General features: G+C 33.1%; 19 protein-coding genes. 6 read left to right on the plus strand and 13 right to left on the minus strand.

Annotated features, from left to right (window positions below):
* Window positions 1-8 precede the first annotated feature (8 nt).
* The 11 genes from ACFO3N_RS16695 to ACFO3N_RS16745 all read right to left on the minus strand — a co-directional run bounded on the left by ACFO3N_RS16695 (window position 9) and on the right by ACFO3N_RS16745 (window position 9,735).
* Window positions 9-1,061, minus strand: a complete 1,053-nt coding sequence (locus ACFO3N_RS16695) for a hypothetical protein (protein WP_379799576.1) — start codon at window positions 1,059-1,061, stop codon at window positions 9-11.
* Window positions 1,058-3,154 (minus strand): AAA family ATPase, encoded by a 2,097-nt coding sequence (locus ACFO3N_RS16700; RefSeq protein ID WP_379799579.1) that lies wholly within the window; start codon window positions 3,152-3,154, stop codon window positions 1,058-1,060. Before ACFO3N_RS16700 ends, ACFO3N_RS16695 begins: the two co-directional genes overlap by 4 nt.
* Window positions 3,155-3,418: 264 nt before the next feature.
* Entirely contained in the window at window positions 3,419-3,652 is a 234-nt protein-coding gene (locus ACFO3N_RS16705) for a hypothetical protein (RefSeq protein ID WP_095931884.1), read from the minus strand.
* Window positions 3,653-4,024: 372 nt separating this feature from the next.
* Window positions 4,025-4,492: a hypothetical protein gene (locus tag ACFO3N_RS16710; protein WP_379799581.1), complete on the minus strand. Its 468-nt coding sequence runs from the start codon at window positions 4,490-4,492 to the stop codon at window positions 4,025-4,027.
* An 84-nt stretch (window positions 4,493-4,576) separates the two neighbouring features.
* A complete protein-coding gene (locus ACFO3N_RS16715) occupies window positions 4,577-4,984 on the minus strand; it encodes a hypothetical protein (protein WP_379799583.1) in 408 nt (135 codons plus the stop codon).
* A gap of 14 nt (window positions 4,985-4,998) precedes the next feature.
* Complete coding sequence (locus tag ACFO3N_RS16720) at window positions 4,999-5,715, minus strand: hypothetical protein (protein ID WP_379799585.1); 717 nt, start codon at window positions 5,713-5,715, stop codon at window positions 4,999-5,001.
* A 40-nt stretch (window positions 5,716-5,755) separates the two neighbouring features.
* A complete protein-coding gene (locus ACFO3N_RS16725; protein WP_379799587.1) occupies window positions 5,756-6,433 on the minus strand; it encodes a hypothetical protein in 678 nt (225 codons plus the stop codon).
* 7 nt (window positions 6,434-6,440) lie between these two features.
* Complete coding sequence (locus ACFO3N_RS16730; RefSeq protein WP_379799589.1) at window positions 6,441-7,319, minus strand: hypothetical protein; 879 nt, start codon at window positions 7,317-7,319, stop codon at window positions 6,441-6,443.
* The gene (locus ACFO3N_RS16735; RefSeq protein ID WP_379799591.1) at window positions 7,303-7,473 is read right to left on the minus strand and encodes a hypothetical protein; all 171 of its coding nucleotides are present in this window, start codon (window positions 7,471-7,473) and stop codon (window positions 7,303-7,305) included. Before ACFO3N_RS16735 ends, ACFO3N_RS16730 begins: the two co-directional genes overlap by 17 nt.
* A 12-nt stretch (window positions 7,474-7,485) precedes the next feature.
* Window positions 7,486-9,288: a type VI secretion system Vgr family protein gene (locus tag ACFO3N_RS16740; protein WP_379799593.1), complete on the minus strand. Its 1,803-nt coding sequence runs from the start codon at window positions 9,286-9,288 to the stop codon at window positions 7,486-7,488.
* A gap of 189 nt (window positions 9,289-9,477) precedes the next feature.
* On the minus strand, window positions 9,478-9,735 hold the full coding sequence (locus ACFO3N_RS16745; protein WP_379799595.1) for a hypothetical protein: 258 nt from the start codon (window positions 9,733-9,735) through the stop codon (window positions 9,478-9,480).
* 484 nt (window positions 9,736-10,219) lie between these two features.
* Here ACFO3N_RS16745 and ACFO3N_RS16750 point away from each other — a divergent pair, with 484 nt between their 5' ends.
* The gene (locus tag ACFO3N_RS16750) at window positions 10,220-11,188 is read left to right on the plus strand and encodes a hydrogen peroxide-inducible genes activator (RefSeq protein WP_379799598.1); all 969 of its coding nucleotides are present in this window, start codon (window positions 10,220-10,222) and stop codon (window positions 11,186-11,188) included.
* Window positions 11,189-11,426: 238 nt separating this feature from the next.
* On the opposite strand, the gene ACFO3N_RS16755 is transcribed toward ACFO3N_RS16750, so the two are convergent.
* Window positions 11,427-12,188, minus strand: coding sequence for an alpha/beta hydrolase (locus tag ACFO3N_RS16755; RefSeq protein WP_379799600.1), 762 nt, complete (start codon window positions 12,186-12,188; stop codon window positions 11,427-11,429).
* 180 nt (window positions 12,189-12,368) lie between these two features.
* The gene (locus ACFO3N_RS16760) at window positions 12,369-12,785 is read right to left on the minus strand and encodes an OsmC family protein (protein WP_379799602.1); all 417 of its coding nucleotides are present in this window, start codon (window positions 12,783-12,785) and stop codon (window positions 12,369-12,371) included.
* Between the two features lie 521 nt (window positions 12,786-13,306).
* On the opposite strand from ACFO3N_RS16760, the gene ACFO3N_RS16765 reads away from it, so the two are divergent.
* From ACFO3N_RS16765 to ACFO3N_RS16785, 5 genes are all read left to right on the plus strand, one after another.
* A complete protein-coding gene (locus ACFO3N_RS16765; RefSeq protein WP_379799604.1) occupies window positions 13,307-15,838 on the plus strand; it encodes a hypothetical protein in 2,532 nt (843 codons plus the stop codon).
* 451 nt (window positions 15,839-16,289) lie between these two features.
* Complete coding sequence (locus ACFO3N_RS16770) at window positions 16,290-16,700, plus strand: cupin domain-containing protein (protein WP_379799606.1); 411 nt, start codon at window positions 16,290-16,292, stop codon at window positions 16,698-16,700.
* A 567-nt stretch (window positions 16,701-17,267) separates the two neighbouring features.
* Entirely contained in the window at window positions 17,268-18,254 is a 987-nt protein-coding gene (locus ACFO3N_RS16775) for an alpha/beta fold hydrolase (protein ID WP_379799609.1), read from the plus strand.
* 116 nt (window positions 18,255-18,370) lie between these two features.
* Window positions 18,371-18,781: an organic hydroperoxide resistance protein gene (locus ACFO3N_RS16780; RefSeq protein WP_379799611.1), complete on the plus strand. Its 411-nt coding sequence runs from the start codon at window positions 18,371-18,373 to the stop codon at window positions 18,779-18,781.
* Between the two features lie 90 nt (window positions 18,782-18,871).
* Complete coding sequence (locus tag ACFO3N_RS16785) at window positions 18,872-19,606, plus strand: DUF1223 domain-containing protein (protein ID WP_379799613.1); 735 nt, start codon at window positions 18,872-18,874, stop codon at window positions 19,604-19,606.
* Window positions 19,607-19,801 lie beyond the last annotated feature (195 nt).

The following is a 19,801-nucleotide window of genomic DNA, read 5'->3' on the forward strand; positions in this document are numbered from 1 at the left end:
AAATAATATTATATGATATCTAGATCTTTTAAAATATCATTTTTAAATTTACTTAGAGGTAATTTATGATAATCAGTTAAACTAAATTCAACACCAAAAAGAATTCGATAAACTTCGTCTTTAGAAAGTTTATTGCCAAATAAGTCTTCAATACTCTCAATATATGATTTGGAATAATTTTTTTTTATTTTGATTAAATCTTTTAACTCAGATTGATGTGAATTATACATATCATCAACGTACATTTTCTCTAAAGTTTTCCTAGCTTTACTATTAAAATTGTTTACATCTTGTAAATATATTCTGTAATTGTTTAATGTAGAATTATATCTATACTTAAAAATAAAATCATTTGTTTGAAATTCATCAACATAAGGATGAATGTGATCATTTAGATTAAAGTTTGTTGCTCCCTTAATTGAACTATTACAACTAGAACAAGATGGTATTAAATTATAAAAGGATAAGGCCAATAAAGGGAAATCACTCTGAGGAAACCAGTGATCAAGAGTAGGTCTAATAACTTTTTTTCCATGTCTGTTGATTATAGTAGAAGTATAAACTCTATTGCAATATGTACAAGTATTTCTATCAAGATTGTTGGATAAATCATAAGCAGAATAATATTTATTATTCTTGTCTATAAACCAATCATAATTGATTATTCTGTTTAAATCTTTCAAGTAATAGTTTATTAATATTTCTGAAAAGGGTTTATATGGAGATCTTGAATTCTTTGAAATATTTTTTCTGTTAAAATAGACGAGTAAGTCATCAAAATTAAATAAAGGAAATATCTCTTTCCAGAAATATATATTCAAATCATAAAGATTTTCAGGACTTGATGTTAAAAGCAATTCTAAATTTAAAGGATCAATTAAAAAGTTTTTAATTCTAAAATTTATTTTTTGTAATGGAACTATCTGAGATTTGCAAATATTACAAGATGAGTCGGTACAGTTTGTACCACCGATTTTTTTATTTATGAAACATTTAATTTTCATAAAATGATTTTCTCGTGCTAAAACTATATTTGAATCTAATGGATTTATATAAATCATAACCTTAAATCTTCGTTCGTTACCCCATTTTCTCTCATCAGACGTTTTATTTTTTCTATTCTTACATTTTTTCTGTTTTCTAAAAAAATCTCATCATACATTTCTAAAAGTTTGTATTTTATTATTGGCTCTCCAATTATATTTATAGTTTTTAAAATTTTACCATTTTTTTTCTCATTTTCAATATCTTTTATTGAAACTTCAAGGCTATTTTTATTTTTTAATAATTTGATTTCTAGATTAATTTTGGTTATCTCCTCTTCTTTAATTTTTTCATCCATGTTTTCATCCTTCTCCAAATTAGTTTTTAATATAAGAAATCTGAAATAGTTTAAAACACCTATAATTGATTCAATAATTTCATTAGCAAATTCTCCCATAAATCCATTTTGTAAAAAGAAATCATTAGCCAAAATATCATTAATATTGGCTCCAAAAGTTAATTTATGATTTTTGATGTCACTTATTTCAGTCATTTTGTTCTTGTCTTTTTTTAAGAAAATTATATTTTCTTTAGGTAAATCAGAAACCAGAAATGGAGAATGTGTACTAATAATTAATTGTATGTTGTTATTAGGGAAAAAATTTTCTAAAAAATCAAAAAGTATTTTTAAATACATTTTTTGCCACTGTGGATGAAATCCAATTTCTCCTTCATCGATAAGGAATAATATATTGCGATTTTTTTTTATAAATCTTTCTTTATAAATATTTATCCTTGAAAATAAAGATAGAAAGTTACGTTCACCAGAACTTAATCCATTGAAATTAAATCCAAACATATTAAGAACTACACTTTGATCATTCGATACTGGTATATAACTAAGGGGAGGGCTTAGAAAATCTTCAATCAATTTGTTAATACTTGACTTTGGTATTATAAAGCCAAACATTCCGTTACAAATAATTTCTTTAGATTTGAACTTTATTTCAAAATATTCTTTAATATTTGTAAGATCATTGACTATTAGATTTTTGGCTTCACCATAAATTTCAGTTTTTAATATATAATCAGATAATGCTTTAAAATTATCTAATTTTGAATCATAATTAGTTTTCAGGTTGTTTACTAATTTAACAATAGGAAATTCTTCCTCGGTTGAAAAATTGTAATATGTTTTTAATTCATAACTTAAAAAACAATAAGTAATTGATTGTGATAAAAATTTAAAAAAATACTCTTGATCTGATTTTACTTGTTGCAAGTCAAAGTTTAAAATCTCTTCAATTTGATGTTTACTTCCTGAGGAATTAGGAGAGATTATTTTATCAATACTTTTCCAAAATCGATTACTGAAATTTGTAAATTCAATACCGATTGAGAAGATTGGAAATTTAATTTTAAAATTGTAATCATTAACAACTTTTAAGAAATTTAAGATTCTTTTAGACTCTTCATATTTAAATGCTAATAATTCACTTTCACCTGTAATTAAATAACTATCGTTGTTGTTAAGTGTTTGATAATCACTAATTATGGTGCTTTCGGTTGAGATGTTTATAAAGTTTGCTCTTTGATTTTCCCATTTTGAGTAATCATTTTCAATATTATCAATATTATGAACATTATCTAAGTTTAAAAAGGGAGAATAATAAATAATGTAATTTTTTTCGAAGTAGGTCTCCATTAAATTACTTTTATATTTATAAAAAACATCTTTTCTTTCAAGTTTATTTTTAGAACTATTATTATTGAAATTAAAAATATCTTCAGGAAATATGTAGCTAATTTTTTTGTTTAAAATTTTTTCTGGAACTTTTTTAAAATTAATCTTATCTCTAACAATAATGCTTTCAGTTGTAATTAAAAAACCTTTTAGATTACTTGTTTTGCTTAAAAAAAAATCAAGTATTGAAAACATAAGATTAGTTTTGCCACTTCCATTTTCTCCTATTATTGCTTTTATATCAATTATATTATCTGGAAAAATATTAAATGATAAATCACCTTCATATTCGTTAATAGAAATTTCCAATGTATCTTCAGGTAATAGACTCTCAACAATAGTTTCAAACGTAATTTTACTTGATAAATTAAATCCTTTGTGATTTATATTTTTGTAGTTTCTTATCCAGAGATATAATATTTCCATAGGTTTAATATTCTTTAAATTAAATGCAGATTAGAATCATAATATAATTTGTGTCTGACTGATTCAATAATTGTGAGTAACACAAACATACTGAAATGGAATAAAATTATTTTGATGAAGTTTTCTTTAGGCAATAAATTTATCAACAAGTGTAACAATAATGACTAATTAACAAAAGAGTATTTCTACTGTATTTTCCAAAACAAAACCCTCAATCTTTTCCAAGACCAAGGGTTTTAATTTTTTCAAAAAGAAACAAACCTTTTACTCCAAATCCAGATAAGGATCTAAAATTTCGGCTAGTTCATTGAGCCAATAGAAGCTGTCTCCAAGTTTGGCAGCGTTTAACTGAATGTTTTCTTGATCGTTTAGAACGCCCAATGCGAGGGTTAGATTTACCTGTCTTATGGCTCTCGCCATATCGAGTGGGTCAATTCTGTCGTTGAAGAAATTCATTAGACCGATTTCGGCTTCTTTTGAAAGGGTTTTGGTACTCATAATCTTAACTTTTAGGGAAATATAAAACCCGCGCAGGTTAGGTGTCCTACGCAGTTAAGAACGCGTTGCAGTTGTTTCCAATACCGCCACCATACCACACGGGCAAACTTTTTTTCTGTAATCATGTCTTAACTTTTAGGACTGCAAATATATTAAAAAAGAAGTTGGTTTAATAGTATTAAAAGTAGTAAAATTCTTAAGTATTAATTTTCCTGATAGTGCACATTTTCCAACCGTGCCCGCAACAATAAGACACAACACAAATTATCAAGACAGAAGCTACAACGAATCATACAGCTTTTATTTTGTATTTAAAATAGAGAACCAAACCGATCTTTGAGTGCACGGATTGGAAATCCGCGCTATCGGGTTTTATTTATTTACTTTAATTTCAGGAAATTTGTAATCCGTTTTGAAGTATATGGATAATCTTTCTGTCCCATAATTACTTTTACCGACTTGTAAAAACTTATCATCTAAAAACTCTATCTTCAAAGTATCTTTTTTTGATTCCATTTTATCATCTAATATTATTAGATTATCTTGATAAATTGAGTATATTCCTTTGTTGGTTAAAACACCATAAATTTTATATTCATACGTGTTATCTGCTTTGAAGGTATAATTGAAATTATTTATCCAACCTTCTGGTGGATTTCCGAATTTTTCTTCAAAATCATATAATTCTGATTTTGAAAAAGATTTATCGGTATAACTCACAAAATACCAAGAACCTATAATTTTATCTTTATCGATTTTATTAGAGGAGCAGCTCACAAATAATATTAATGGTGTAAAGAATAATAATTTTTTTATAACAATAAAACTAATGGATTTCATAAGTTCTTTTTTTTTTAGCTAATATTTCCTTTATTTGTGATTGTGCGGATTAGAAATCCGCGCTATGGGGGTTCTATTTAAATTCTAAACAAAAAAGAGTGGTAATATATTATCATTATCTTTTACTATTAGATTAACAAAATCTACAATGTGGCGTTGATGATCAAGATAAAATGTGTTATTAGCAATTTCCTGAATGTCTTTCATTGGCAATATTGTAACTGTCAAGTTATTACTTAAGATGACTTGTTCTCTATATTTCTTAAATAGTACTGTTTCACTTTTGTCAATTGTAACTTTTAAATTTTTATTGTTTGACATTAAATTACCATAAGAATCTATATACATTACCATTATTTCATCTTCAAACTTCAAACTTCTATTGAATATAAACTTTGCTTCTGTTTGATTATTTATAACTATATAATATTCATACTTTCTTTGATATGGAAATATAATATGAATGTCGTCTAATATTTTTTCGGAATACATAATCTTTATTTAGTTTATTGATTCTTCAAAATTTCTTCTGCTCTTTTGTCTATCAGGAAAATTTTAGTTTTGCATTTTTTTAGTTCGATTTGTTTGTAGTCATTTTTTAAGATGATAGTCATTTTTGTAAAACTATCATCAACATTTAGTAACATGGTAATTTCACTATCGGGGCTAATTTTCGATAAGTTGTTATAGGATTTATCTTCTATTGAGTGATAAATACTCGTTTTGTAATTATTTATTCGAAACAAAGTGGGGTAGTTTTTTTTACTCCTATTACCTTCTATAATTATACTTATTGGAATTTTCAGATCGCTATAATACTTTTTGATTTTTTCTTCAGAACTTAAATCAGCTATTTCTTCAATTTCTTGATCATGAGGAAATACTACTACATTTTTATAAAACAAAGAATCATTTCTAAACAGATAGGTAATAATTCTATTATTTAATTGATTTTTGATGTATTGAATACTTTGTTTATTTTTAACTGAATCTGATTTGTAAAACCCAACTAATTGCATGGGATAAAATGGATTATCTTTATTTTCTGGTCTCACATTTGAATACATTTTGTATTTTGTCATGTATCTATTCGTGCTTTTATTTTTAACATCATCAATTGTATCAGTGTATGAGTATTTATAGAATCCATTATCCGATAATTCTTGCTGTGTTATTGGGTCAGGTAAATAGTGGTTAATTGTATCTTTTTTATGACAAGACATCAATATAAATGTTACAAATAATACAATTGAATTTTTTCATTTAGTCAAAATAATATACTTTATAAATGTGACCGGAATACCAATCTTCTTTAATCGGGTAGGCAGTTGAAGTGGTTAAATAATTTGTAAACATCTCAAAATTATCTTCTTTGTTAGAGTAAAAAAAACGAGTAAAATAGCCGTCAATTATAAATTGTGTAGCATATTTTTCTCCTTCATTAGCATTCTTTATTTTGGGTTCTATTGGAATTTTATTTTTTTTATAATAATTAATAATCTTTTTTCTACTTGTAAGATTTGGAACTTTTTTTTCAGTTTTATCAAAAAACTCAATGGATACATCTTTGTAAAACAAAGAATCATTTCTAAACAAATAAGTAATAATTTTATTATCTAATTCATTTTTAAGATAATCTATGTTTTTTCTGTTTTTTATAGACTCTTCACTGTAAAATTTCCATAATTTAGTTGGATAAATATCTCCATTTTCATTTGTTTCTGGCTTCACATTAGAATACATATCATATTTAATTACAGAACGAATAGTATCATCTACTTTATCTTTATCGTCTATTATAATTTCATATGAATATTTGTAAAAACCATTAAGTTCTAGCTCTTTTTGAGTAATTGGTTTAGTTAAAAAGTGATTTATAGTGTCTTCTTTATGACATGATATAAATAAAAACATGTTTAATAATATAGCTAAATTTTTCATCTTCAATTTATTTTAGTGCCAATCCAAAGTCTTCTAGTTCTTTTAATAAATCTCTATTTTCTTTATCAGGATCTCCTTTTGGTCTCTGAGGAGAAATGTATCCATTAGAATTTTCTCTTTTATATTTTTGAATTATTGTAGTATTATCAAGATAAACTGGTCCTTTTATAGGATAAGTATATTCTGCAAGACTGAATCTTGGCTCTGCACTTAAAGCCATTCCTAGAATTTTCATTGCCGTGTCTGCAATTACTGGTGCTTTACCTGGTATAAAACCAACTGCTGCTGTAGTTATTCCTAATAAGCTTAAGGTTTTATTTAGCTCATCACGGTTTTCTGCAACCTTTAGATTTGTGTAATTAACATCGGTTCTACGGTTGCACAGTGATGCCTGTTTAATATATTCATGAAATTTTTTTAGGATATAAATTTTCCCACTTCTAAAGGTCACTGTTTTATTTTCTAAAATATCCTTGTGCAATTCTTTGGCATCTATACAGGCTTCTTTTTCTTTTCTTATTTTATATGAAGTATCCAGAAGATGTCTCTTTTCGGAGTGATCATAAATCAGTTTAAATTCTGTCAGCACTTTTTCTCCTTTCACGATTTTTCCTTTATTATCCATATAAATGGTCAAAGCGCTTAAATAACATTTTCTTGGAACTTTATATATGTCAATATTTTTTTCCGAATCTGTAAAACATTTATTTAACTCTAATGAAGTTAGTGCTGTAATACAGTGCACTAAATTAATATCACCACTTTTAAAAGCCATATTTACACTCTGTGTGTAATATGCACTAGATAATTCTCTATATTGATATTCTTCCCAAGGCTCTGGCACTTCGTCTGGTTCGTAATTGCCTAAACTAATTGATGTTCCCATTTTTTATAATTTTTTGTGTACTGTTTAATTCGATATTTCCGTATGTGGCAACTAACTTTATAGTTTCGCTGGTTTTTTCTACTTCTTTTGCTGAGACAAAATGCTTTTTGTTTACTTTTAAAATGCTGTTTTTAGTATTCTTTACAATAGCCATAATTTTTACTATTTAGTTGAAATTGCTTTTTTCACCACTATTGGCATGAATTGTTTTAGAAGCTTTTAGTGTCATGTCTCCATTTGTAGCATTTATATTAATCTTCTCCGCCATTTCAATATGTTCAGCTGAATTAATAGTTATTTTTTCATCAATAAATTCCATCTTTTCATTACCTTTTTCAAAAAGATTTCCCTCTGCACTTATTGTAATGTCATTGCCTGCACTTTGTGTTATATTGTTATCTGCTTTACCATCGATATTAGTTCCAGCTGTATACGTTATACTTTCACTTGCCTCAAAAACAATATTTTTAGCGCGTATAGTAACTGTTTCAGGAGAGGTCATATTAATATTTTTGCCTTCTTCATCTAGCTGAATTTCATTTCCACTTGGGTCAGAAAGCCAGATTCCCACTTTTTCAATAAACTTGAAAAGCTGTCCAAAAGGGAGTTTCCAGCCTTTAATTCGGTTTTTGTCATCAAAGAAATCAGGCATTTCTTTTCCGTTGTAGTAGGTTCCAGAAACATACGGGCGTTCTGCATTGTTGGCTTCAAAACTCACCTGAACTTCTTCGCCAATTTCGGGTCTGAAATAAAGCCCTTTTCCAGAACCAGAATAAGGCTGAACCACACGCATCCAATCGCTTTTGCTTGTCCATCCGTTCCAGAAGAACTCCACTTTTATGCGTCCCATTTTTTCAGGGTCATTATTGTCAATTACTATTGCGGGCTGGCTTTCGGCGGGAGCAAATGCCGTTACGTCTGTGTAGTGCGGCGCTGCCACATCGGCAGGAATAGCTTTAAATTTGCAGGTATAATTTCCGTTTACTTCAGAGCAGTGAATAATTTCAACAGCCAATAAATGGTGTTCTACGTTTTTGTTTTCAATAGAAAAAGTCTGTCCCAAACCTATAGGCAGATAAGAAGTGCCGCTGTAGAATATGCTGTTGGCATCGCGTCCGGCGGTTTGCATTTTCACCATTTCATCAATTTCTTCTTTATTTTGAGCATTACTGGTATACGCGCCGTTTTCGAGTCCGGGTCTTACAATGTAAGGTTGCTTAAATACGGCAAGGGATGCAAAACGGTCTCGGCTTCCTTCGGAGGTTTTTTCTGCACCATTTTTTATGCGGGAAGCGCTATTGTAATCATAACTGCTGAACGAAGTTTTGTGCGAAACCAAGTTAGCCTCGATGCTAAAGTTATGCAGCGAAGATTCGTTTATAAGCTTTATTTCGGTGTTTTTAATCTGGCCAAACTGCATGCGCATTCCGTCAAAATAAAACCATTGGGCATAGCGTGCAGAAAGGCGTTTAAGGAAATCAAAGCTTGTTTCGTTATACTGGATTTTAAAACTGAATTCTTTTGTATAAGTAGGTGCAATGGCTTCTCTCTGATAGAATTCTCCCGAGTTTTCTTCTGCAAAAATTTCGAGACCAATCTGCTGGAGGCTTTTTTCGCGAAAGATTCTGGATTTTGGCATATCATCCAGAGCAATGGTATGGCTTGTTCCCGTTACATGCAGTCCGGCTGGGCTTCCGTGCAGATCGATAGAGCCTAGTTTTGTAATTCTTCCTTTAGACATCAGTCGGATGCCTTTTACCTTAAAGGTAAAAATGACTTCGCTGCCAATGTAATTGCTAAAGGCTTTTTCCTGATCCTGCGGAGCAATAATAGGTTTTCCTGTGTATTGCCAAAAGAAAGAAAAATGATGGTGGTCTGCCATTTTTTGAGAGAGCTCAAGATTGTAGTAGATAACATTTTGGGTAAAGCCTTCTATGGTAATATGTACCTGTTCGGAGAATTTTGACATTTTTTAGAAATTTAAATAAGGTGATAGTTGGTTAAATTGAAATCTATTTTTTAGAGAACTTGGCATTGCCGAAAACCGATTCTTTGGCAGTCAGTTCTATGGATGAGAGCATTAGAATTTGCTCATGCTGTTACATTCTTCTTCGTTGATTTTTAGTTTGCTAGAAAGCTCATGCTATTTGTTTTAAGGTTAATTTGATGCAATTCTTCCTTTAGACATCAGTCGGATGCCTTTTACCTTAAAGGTAAAAATGACTTCGCTGCCAATGTAATTGCTAAAGGCTTTTTCCTGATCCTGCGGAGCAATAATAGGTTTTCCTGTGTATTGCCAAAAGAAAGAAAAATGATGGTGGTCTGCCATTTTTTGAGAGAGCTCAAGATTGTAGTAGATAACATTTTGGGTAAAGCCTTCTATGGTAATATGTACCTGTTCGGAGAATTTTGACATTTTTTAGAAATTTAAATAAGGTGATAGTTGGTTAAATTGAAATCTATTTTTTAGAGAACTTGGCATTGCCGAAAACCGATTCTTTGGCAGTCAGTTCTATGGATGAGAGCATTAGAATTTGCTCATGCTGTTACATTCTTCTTCGTTGATTTTTAGTTTGCTAGAAAGCTCATGCTATTTGTTTTAAGGTTAATTTGATGCAATAGTTTTGCGATCCTTTATTTTGATATAGAGGAGAATAGTGGGATTTCTAAAATGTAGTTGGATTTACTGCTGGTATATGCGCAGTATTTTTAGTGCGGTATTATGGTAAATATAGACAGGGAGAAATAATAGCGACTACCTCTAAAAGACAAAAAAATAATAGAATAGGGTATTTTAAGAATCGCTAAATAAAAACAAAAGCAAAGTTTTCTTAAAAAACTAACAATAAAAAAGAGCAACTCAGTACCTTAGCATCTCAGTACCTTATAAACTAGAAAACATGACCATTCAGCAGTTAAAATATATAGTTGCTTTAGACGAAGAACGGCATTTTGCAAGAGCTGCCGAAGTTTGTATGGTAACGCAGCCTGGACTTACCATTCAGTTAAAAAATCTGGAAGAAGAAATCGGAATTAAGATTTTTGATCGAAATAAAGTGCCTTTGACACCAACCGTTTTAGGAATTGAAATTATTAATAAAGCCAAAAAGATACTTCGTGAGGTCGATGAAATTCGTGATTTTGTAATCAACGAAAAAAATCTATTGGAAGGGGAGTTGAAACTTGGCATTATTTCCACTTTATCGCCTTATTTGATTCCGCTGTTTATTCAGGCCATGAAAGAAGTGGCACCAAAAGTGCATTTTATTATTAAAGAAGGATATACGGGACATTTAATGCGCGATTTAGAAACAGGCGCAATTGACGTTGCGATTATGGCTACGCCAACAGGAAGTCCGAATTTAATCGAACATGTTGTTTTTAAAGAACCGTTTGTTGCCTATTTAAATCAGACGCATCCTATGGCGAATGATGAATTTTACGAAATGCAGCCTGGCGACAAAACCGAATTGTTATTATTGCATCACGAATATTGCTACAACGCACAATTACTAGACATCTGTGGACTAAAAACATCCGATAAAATAAAGGAACAATTTACGTACGATATTAATTCGATAGAAACCTTAAAGAACTTAGTTCGAGCGCATTTAGGATTTGCAATTATTCCAAAACTTTCTACCTTAAACGAATCAGGCGGACTTTTTAAACCTTTCAAGGAACCTGTTCCCGTAAGAGAAATAAGTCTAGTAGTTTCCGATTCCTTCTCTAAGAAATTATTACTCGAGAAGATGAATGAAGCCATCTGGAACTGCCTTCCCGAATCGTTGAAAAAAGATTTCAATTATAAAAAAATCCGCTGGAACGATTCGCCTTATTTTATAAAAGCTGTCAGTAAGTCGAGTTAAATTCCAAAATAAAAATTCCAAATTCCAATTACTATATAAATTGGAATTTGGAATTTTTTACGAATCTATTCAAAAAAGAATTACATCTAGTTTTGTCAGTCTGAGCGAAGTCGAAGACCAAGCAAGTAACTCCGCAATCAAAATCGCCAATCTTTGTAGAGTTTCTCGCGAAGATTTCTCCTCCGTCGAAATGACAAGCTTATGTATGAATTTATAATTAACAATTAACCATTCACAATTATTTTGACGCTTCAATAATCACATTCGCTACTTTCTCTGGCTGAGAAATAAAAACCACGTGGCTACCTTTAATTTCAGTGATTTTGGTGTTAGAACGTTTGTACATGGCGTGCTGAATACTTGGAACAATACTTTTATCTTCAGTCGCTACGATTCCGTAAGAAGGTTTAGTTCTCCAAGCAGCTTTAGTTATCGGAGTTAAAAAACCTTGCGCATGAAAAGCACCTTGCGAAGCATACATAAAATCGGCTTGTTCTTTGCTCAAGTCTCCCGCAAAACCAGAGTGAAATTTAGCTTTGTCATAATACGCAATTCCTTTTTCATCTGGAGGCAATACACCATTTTCTGGAGCTGGAGGAGCAGTTTGCAACCACTGAAAAGAATTTTCGCCATTATCAGGCTGTAAAGCCGCTACATAAACCAAAGCCGCTACTTTTGGGTGATTTCCAGCTTCTGTAATTACTGTTCCTCCCCAAGAATGTCCAACTAAAATAGTGGGTCCGTCTTGTTTGTCTAAAGCTAAATTTGTGGCTTTAACATCATCTTCCAAAGAACTCAACGGATTCTGAACGATCGTTACATTATAGCCTTTTTTAGTCAAAACTTTGTATAAACCTTGCCATCCAGAGCCATCTGCAAATGCACCGTGAACAAATACGACATTTTTAATTTTAGGATTAGTTTGTGCGTTTAAGTTTGCTGTTGCCAGACTAAAAATTAGTATTGCTAATGCTAAAAAGCTTTTAAATATTGTTTTCATTTTATAAAATTTTAGATTGTTGATTATTTGTTGAAATTCTGTTTTCCCACAGTTTTGTCATTCCGAGGAACGAGGAATCTCCGCGAGTAACTCTACAAAGATTGATGATATTCTATGTGGAATTTCTGGCGTGTCCTTCGACTTCGCTCAGGAGGACAAAGCTTTGTTTGAAATAGGTATTTAATTAAGTGCTACTTGTAAAGTAATCTCAGTATTCAGCAATTTAGAAATTGGACAAATTTCTTTTGCTTTTTGAGCAGTTTGCTGAAACTCTTCTGCAGAAATTCCAGGTACTTTTCCAGTCAATTCTAACTGAATTAAGGTTATAGTTCCGTCTTCAAAAGTTACTTTAGCTGTTGTATCTAAATCTTCTGGAACGAAACCCGCTTCAGATAATAAAAAGCTTAACTGCATAGTAAAACACCCAGAATGTGCCGCTGCGATTAATTCTTCAGGATTGGTTCCAACACCTTGCTCAAAACGAGTTTTGAATGATAATTGAGCATTATCTAAAGTTGTGCTTTGTGTACTAATGGTTCCTTTTCCTTCCATTCCTGTACCTTTCCAGTTTGCGTTTGCTCTTCTTGTAAATTTCATGATTTCTATTTTTTAAGTTATTTTTTAAGATGTTCAAATCATTTCTTTGATTTTGATGAGACAAAGGTATAGGGAAGGTGTTTATTAATCAAATTAATAATTTTTTATTGTTATAAATATAATTTATAACCATTGATTAGATTGAGGTTAGAACACAAAAGGCTTTAAATAATAATTTTTTGTAAAACTTCCTTTTGAAAATGAGTGCCCTAGCCCCGATAGAAGTGGAAATCCTTTTGTGCTGGGGTTCAGCACAAAAGATTGTAACGGATAGCGGGAAACAGCTCCTAATCAATATCAATGCTTCATTTTAGCTTACCTTATTAGGAGCAGATTAAAAATTTTTGGTTTGAGAAAAGAAAGAGCATTTAGGCACTTATTTGGTTTCAAATTATAATGTGAAACAAAGTAAGCGGCTGATTTGTAGTTTTATTTATGTGGTGAATTTAATTTTATACGAAAGAATTTTATACGACGATCGAGAAAATAAATTTTCAATGAATAATCTAACTTTTAAATTTATGAGAAATGCTTTTCTAATAATTGGAGTTTGTTTGAGTGCAATTTTGTTCTCCTGCAAAAAAGATAAAAATACGGAGCAGTCAAGTTCTGAAACTGGAAAGTCTGATACTGCCGACTCTACATTAATTGCAGATCGTGGCTGGCCTCGGGAATCCCAAAATAACGGGACAAAACTGGTTTATTATCAGCCTCAGGTAGACGACTGGAAAGATTTTAAGGAACTTACAGCGAGAGTAGCTTTTTCGCTGACTCCAAAAGATGGAAAACAGGTTTTGGGAGTGGCTTCTTTGAAGGCAGAAACATTGGTAGACAAAGACAATCGAAGCGCTTTTATTAAAAATCTTCAGGTAACCGATATCCGGTTTCCAGCTCTTGATGAAAAGAAAGTTCCTGAAATGGAAAAGCTTTTTAAAGAAACGTTGCCTCAGAGCGGAGATCCTATTTCGGTAGATCGTATTTTGGCAGATTTAAGTCATACCAAAAGTCCGCCAAAGGGAATTGCGGCTAAAAACGATCCTCCTGCGATTTTTTACAGTACGAATCCGTCGATTTTGCTTATTGTGCAAGGCGAACCGGTTTTGGTGCCTGTAGAAAAATCGGATATTCAATATGTGGTAAATACCAATTGGGATTTGTTTTTTGATAAAACCACAAAAGATTATTATTTATTGGTAGAGAACATTTGGCTGACTTCGAAAAATATCGAAGGCAAATGGACAAAAACAACCAAATTACCTTCGGGTTTAAGCAGTCTACCTTCGGGACAGAATTTTGATGATGTTAAGAAAATGATTCCGCCGCCTTCTTCTGGAAACGCTCCAGAGGTTTTCTACAGTAATAAACCTGCTGAATTGATTGCGATAAACGGAAGTCCGAAATTCGTTAAAATTCCAGGAACCAAATTGTTATACATTGATAATACCGAAAATGATGTTTTTGCCGACGAAAACAAAGGTCAGTATTATGTACTATTGTCTGGAAGATGGTTTAAGTCTAAAGAGTTAACAGGACCTTGGAGTTATGCCAGTAATAGTCTTCCTGCTGATTTTGCTAAAATTCCGAAAGATTCTCCGCGAGCCAATGTATTGTCATCGGTGCCAGGAACGCAGGAAGCCAATGATGCGGTAATGTTATCGCAAGTTCCGACAACGGCTATTTTAAAGAAATCGGATGCTGAGGCAAAAGTAAAAGTAACCTACGATGGAGGAACGCCACAGTTTAAACCTATTGATGGAACGAAAATGCAATACGCAAGCAACACGCAGGAGAAGATTATAAAAGTGGGCGATTTGTATTATTTGTGTTTTCAGGCGGTTTGGTTTATGTCGACAAGTCCGAACGGACCATGGAAAACATGCGATTCTGTGCCGAAAGAGATATATACGATTCCGCCAAGTTCGCCAGTATACAATGTAACGTATGTAACGCAAACCACAACCGATACAACGGTTGAAAGCAGTTCGACAGCGGGTTATTTAGGTGCTTTTATTATTGGTGCTACATTTGGCGCGATATTGACTTATGGCACGGGATGGTATTATCCGCCTTATATGTATTACGGCGGACTGTATCCAATTTATCGTCCGTGGCCTTATGCGTACGGAGGTGGAGCAGTTTATAATCCATGGACGGGTGGTTATGCGGCAGGAAGACGCGTTTACGGACCTTATGGCGCTGCAGGAACTTCGGCATGGTATAATCCTGCAACGGGAAGATACGGACGTTCTGCAAGTGTGCAAGGATGGTATGGCGGACGCACGGCTGCAAGCACATACAATCCGTGGACGGGAAATTATGCTAGAACGAATCAAGGGCATAATGCGTATGCACAATGGGGACATTCGGCTGCTACAAATGGAAATCAGTGGGCGCAGACAGGACATATTACTACACGACGAGGAACAGCAATTGGTTATGAAACTTCTGGCGGAAATAAAGGTGTGATTACACACAGAAGAGGTGGAGGAACAACGATTCATACCAATAATAATCTCTATGCTGGTCACGACGGACATGTATATAAAAGAGATGCCAACGGAAACTGGAGCCATTATAATAACGGAAACGGTGGTTGGACGCAAGCGGGAACTTTAGGTTCATCCAAAAAAGCGGGTGAAGGGATTCAGAATAGAGAGAATAAAGGACTTGGAGCGAATGGATCGGGAGAGAGAATTCAGCGCGATAGACCTAATGAAGGACTTGGCGCAAATGGTGCTGGAGAAAGAATTCAGCGTGATAATTTGCCAAAAGTTGGTCAAAACCTAGGAGGCGAAACCCGAATGGGAGACGGAATTCAGAGAGATAATTTTCCTAAAGCAGATCAAACGCTCGGACAGCCAAATAAACCGCTTGGAGAACCTGGACGTCCTGACATTACAAATGATCTTGATCGTTCGGCTATGTCAAGAGATCGTGGTGAAATGCAAACCAGAAATTTCCAAAACATCCAAAGAGGCGGAGGCGGTTTTAATGGCGGTGGCTTCGGCGGCGGTGGTTTTAGAGGCGGAGGAGGCTTTAGAGGCAGAAGATAAAAGTGAAGGTTAAATTTAATTCAGAAAATCAGGATGGTGGTAAAATGCTAATCCTGATTTTTTTTTGCTCATTTTGCCACAAAGGCACGAAGTCACAAAGGTTTTACATGCTTTTTATTTAACCGCAAAGAGCGCAAAGGTTGACGCAAAGCGCACAAAGATATTTTTAGAGTCAAACTTATTATAAGTATTGAGAACACAAAGCTGTGAGAATAAAACTTTGCGACTTCGCGTCTTTGCGAGATTAAAAACTTCGCGAACCTTGCGTAAAATCTTAGCGTGCTTTGCGGTTAATCTCTCAAACATTTTACTCTCAAAATTCACAACTCACGGCCTGTCCATTTCACCTTAGAGTTTGTCCGTTTCACCTATTTTCTGATTTTGTATGAAGGGTTATCGAAATACTTTTGACAAAGAAATTAACGAAAACAAACAATTTAAATCAGAAGTTATGGAAACGAAAAAACAAAAAACATGGGTTATCATCGCAATAATTGTTTTAGGAATCATTGCCTTTTTAGTTCAGAATCAGATTGCGGCACAAGGAGTAAAACGCATCGATTTGCAAAAACATGATCTAAGTACTCCAGGAAAAGAGATGGTTCAGGCAAGAATCGATTTTGACGGACATTCAGCTTTTGGGAAACATTCTCATCCAGGCGAAGAAGTGATTTATGTGGTTGAAGGTTCGTTGGAATATCAGATTGAAGGAGAAAAGCCAGTGACACTAAAAGCAGGTGAAGTGCTTTTTATTCCAGCAGGCGTAGTGCATTCAGCTAAAAATAATACAAATGCTAGAGCATCAGAACTGGCGACTTATATTGTGGAAAAGGGAAAACCGATACTTGTAATGAAAAAATAGTTTCAAGTTGAAATGCGTATGGTTTTTAACGCAAAGTGCGCAAAGGATTTTCGCAAAGGACGCGAAGTTTTGTTTGAGGAAAATGTAAATAGACATTAAGTTCGCAAAGCTTTGTGTTGAAAGTTTTGCCACAGATTAAATTGATTTTCACAGATTTTAATCATTTGAAAAAATAGTTTCGAGTTGAAATGCGTAAAGTTTTTAACGCAAAGTACACAAAGGATTTTCGCAAAGGACGCGAAGTTCTGTTTAAGGAGAATGTCAATAGACATTAAGTTCACAAAGCTTTGTGAGAATAAAACTTTGCGACTTCGCGCCTTTGCGAGATTAATAAAGTCCAATATTAACACAAAGCTTTGTGAACTTAAAAGAAACTTAGTTTCAACTCAAAAACCTTTGTGCACTTTGCGAAAATCCTTTGCGAACTCTGCGATACAAAAACAAAGTCTGTCCACTTCAACCGTAACCTTGTCCACTTCACCTTTTTTTGCCTTTTAAAACAAACATTGTCAAAATACCTTTGACGAAGAAATTAACTGATAATCAACTAATAAAATAATAAAAATTATGAAAACACTATCCAATATTCTAATCGCTATTCTTTTTATGAATGCAGCTTTCACTCAAGCACAAACTTCAAAACAAAAAACAATTGAAGTAAGTAGTTCACTCGGAACTTTAAAACAAATCAACGCTGGATTATTAAACGTAGGTTATACCGAAGCAGGTCCGTCAAACGGAACGCCTGTAATATTACTTCACGGTTGGCCTTACGATATTCACAGTTACAATGAAGTCGTTCCGATTTTAGTAGCAAAAGGATACCACGTTTTTACACCTTATTTACGTGGATTCGGGACAACGACTTTCCTATCAAAAGAAACTTTTAGAAACGGTCAGCAAGCAGCTTTAGCCAGTGATATTATTGCTTTTATGGATGCACTAAAAATTGACAAAGCTGTAATTGGCGGTTTCGATTGGGGAGCGAGAACAGCAGTTGTAGTATCAGCACTTTGGCCAGAACGCGTAAAAGGTTTGGTTTCAGTAAGTGGTTATTTGGTGGTGAATCTAGAAGCAAACTTAAAACCGCTTCCTCCAACAGCTGAGTTAGGATGGTGGTACCAATATTATTTCGCAACTGAAAGAGGGAAACAAGGTTACACACAAAACACTTACGATTTCAATAAACTAATCTGGAAAATCGCTTCTCCGCTATGGAATTTCGACAAAGCAACGTACGATCAAACGGCTCAATCTTTTGATAATCCAGATCATGTAGCGATTGTGATTCACAATTACAGATGGAGACAATCTCTTGAAGGAGGAGAAACAAAATACGATAATCTAGAAAAACGCCTTGCTGCAAAACCAGAGATTAAAGTGCCAACCATTACAATAGGAAGTGATTTTGACGGCGCTTTCGCGGATGGAAAAGCGTACGCCAACAAATTCACCGGAAAATACGAACACAGAGTTTTAAAGGGAATCGGACACAACGTTCCCCAAGAAGATCCAAAGGCGTTTGCACAAGCGATAATTGATGTCTCTAAGTAAATTCCAATTTTTAAATCCCAAATCCCAAATTCCAAATTCAATAGCAATTGCAATAGCAAAAATCAATATCAATAAACATTTCACTTTTTACAAATAACATTTTACACAAAAAAATCATGGAAACAAAAATTTTATACACAGGAAAAACACACACAACAGGCGGTAGAGAAGGAGCTTCTCAAAGTTCAGATGAACAATTGAATATCAAATTAAGCGCACCTGGATCTTCGCGTCCGGGGACAAATCCGGAGCAATTGTTTGCTGCGGGATGGTCGGCTTGTTTTATTGGAGCTTTAGGAATTGCGGCTTCTAAACTTGGGGTTAGACTTCCAGCAGAAACCGCTGTAGATGCCGAAGTAGATTTATGCGTAACAGAAGGAGAATATTCGCTTCAGGCAAGATTAAATATAAGTCTTCCTGGAATTGACACTTCAACTGCTGAAGCTTTGGCGGCGCAAGCGCATCAGACTTGTCCGTATTCTAAAGCGACTAGAGGAAATATAAACGTTGAGATTAATATTCTTTAATGAATTATAAATTATGAGTTGATTTGAAAATTCTACTCTTAACAAACCTAACAGGTTTTTAAAACCTGTTAGGTTTAACAAATGAGAATTATGAAAAAGATAAAAATATTAAGTGGATTTATAGTGCTGTTTTTTTTAATTGGAAACAGCGTTTTTAGTCAAAACAACTCAAAAGGTTTTGCACTTTTAGAATTATATACTTCCGAAGGCTGTTCGAGCTGTCCGCCTGCTGATGAATTGCTTGGAAAAATTCAGAATGAATACCGAGATAAAAACGTTTATGTATTGGCTTATCATGTCGATTATTGGGACAAGCAAGGCTGGAAAGACATTTTCAGTAATGCCGATTTTACCAAAAGACAATACGATTATGCTCAATTTTTAGGAAAAGAACCAATTTACACACCTCAAGTAATTATTAATGGAAAAACCGATTATATAGGTTCTCAGGAAACGAGTCTGCGAAACGGAATTAAATCGGCACTTTCAAAGCCAGTTTCGACGAGCTTAAGTTTAGAAAGCATTCAAAATGAGAATTTGCTTGCAGTAAATTATAACGTCGAAGTCACTTCAAAAAACAGTCGTTTATTGCTTGCAGTTGTTCAGAAAGAAGCTAAAAGCAATGTAAAAAGAGGCGAGAATGCGCATCGGGTTTTATCGCATTATCAAATTGTTCGTAATTTGCAATCTGTAGATTTAAACAAATCCAAAAAAGGAACAACATCTGTTCATCTTCCTAAAAACTATAATGCGCAGGATTTCGAAATCATTGGTTTTGTTCAAGATATGAATTCAGGTGCTATTTTGGGAGTTAAGAAGGCTTAGATTTTTTGTTTCACGCAGATTTAAAGTGATTTTAGCAGATTTTGTAGATTTTTTTTGATTCTAGTTTTCCGCCCTGTTTGTCATCCCGAGGAACGAGGGATCTCCGCGAGTAGCTCTACAAAATGAGAATAAAAAAACTTTGCGCCTTAGCGACTTTGCGAGATTAAAATTTATCTGCGCTTATCTCCTAAAATC

The organism is Flavobacterium chungangensis (genome assembly GCF_042654045.1).
Taxonomy (GTDB): domain Bacteria; phylum Bacteroidota; class Bacteroidia; order Flavobacteriales; family Flavobacteriaceae; genus Flavobacterium; species Flavobacterium chungangensis.

Coding starts and splice junctions, on each gene's coding strand:
- ACFO3N_RS16770 (WP_379799606.1), top strand. CDS start 16,290: ATGGAAACGAAAAAACAAAAAACATGGGTTATCATCGCAATAATTGTT.
- ACFO3N_RS16775 (WP_379799609.1), top strand. CDS start 17,268: ATGAAAACACTATCCAATATTCTAATCGCTATTCTTTTTATGAATGCA.
- ACFO3N_RS16765 (WP_379799604.1), top strand. CDS start 13,307: ATGAGAAATGCTTTTCTAATAATTGGAGTTTGTTTGAGTGCAATTTTG.
- ACFO3N_RS16725 (WP_379799587.1), bottom strand. CDS start 6,433: ATGAAAAATTTAGCTATATTATTAAACATGTTTTTATTTATATCATGT.
- ACFO3N_RS16745 (WP_379799595.1), bottom strand. CDS start 9,735: ATGTCAAAATTCTCCGAACAGGTACATATTACCATAGAAGGCTTTACC.
- ACFO3N_RS16700 (WP_379799579.1), bottom strand. CDS start 3,154: ATGGAAATATTATATCTCTGGATAAGAAACTACAAAAATATAAATCAC.
- ACFO3N_RS16760 (WP_379799602.1), bottom strand. CDS start 12,785: ATGAAATTTACAAGAAGAGCAAACGCAAACTGGAAAGGTACAGGAATG.
- ACFO3N_RS16720 (WP_379799585.1), bottom strand. CDS start 5,715: ATGTCTTGTCATAAAAAAGATACAATTAACCACTATTTACCTGACCCA.
- ACFO3N_RS16785 (WP_379799613.1), top strand. CDS start 18,872: ATGAAAAAGATAAAAATATTAAGTGGATTTATAGTGCTGTTTTTTTTA.
- ACFO3N_RS16715 (WP_379799583.1), bottom strand. CDS start 4,984: ATGTATTCCGAAAAAATATTAGACGACATTCATATTATATTTCCATAT.
- ACFO3N_RS16735 (WP_379799591.1), bottom strand. CDS start 7,473: ATGGCTATTGTAAAGAATACTAAAAACAGCATTTTAAAAGTAAACAAA.
- ACFO3N_RS16750 (WP_379799598.1), top strand. CDS start 10,220: ATGACCATTCAGCAGTTAAAATATATAGTTGCTTTAGACGAAGAACGG.
- ACFO3N_RS16710 (WP_379799581.1), bottom strand. CDS start 4,492: ATGAAATCCATTAGTTTTATTGTTATAAAAAAATTATTATTCTTTACA.
- ACFO3N_RS16705 (WP_095931884.1), bottom strand. CDS start 3,652: ATGAGTACCAAAACCCTTTCAAAAGAAGCCGAAATCGGTCTAATGAAT.
- ACFO3N_RS16780 (WP_379799611.1), top strand. CDS start 18,371: ATGGAAACAAAAATTTTATACACAGGAAAAACACACACAACAGGCGGT.
- ACFO3N_RS16740 (WP_379799593.1), bottom strand. CDS start 9,288: ATGTCAAAATTCTCCGAACAGGTACATATTACCATAGAAGGCTTTACC.
- ACFO3N_RS16730 (WP_379799589.1), bottom strand. CDS start 7,319: ATGGGAACATCAATTAGTTTAGGCAATTACGAACCAGACGAAGTGCCA.
- ACFO3N_RS16755 (WP_379799600.1), bottom strand. CDS start 12,188: ATGAAAACAATATTTAAAAGCTTTTTAGCATTAGCAATACTAATTTTT.
- ACFO3N_RS16695 (WP_379799576.1), bottom strand. CDS start 1,061: ATGATTTATATAAATCCATTAGATTCAAATATAGTTTTAGCACGAGAA.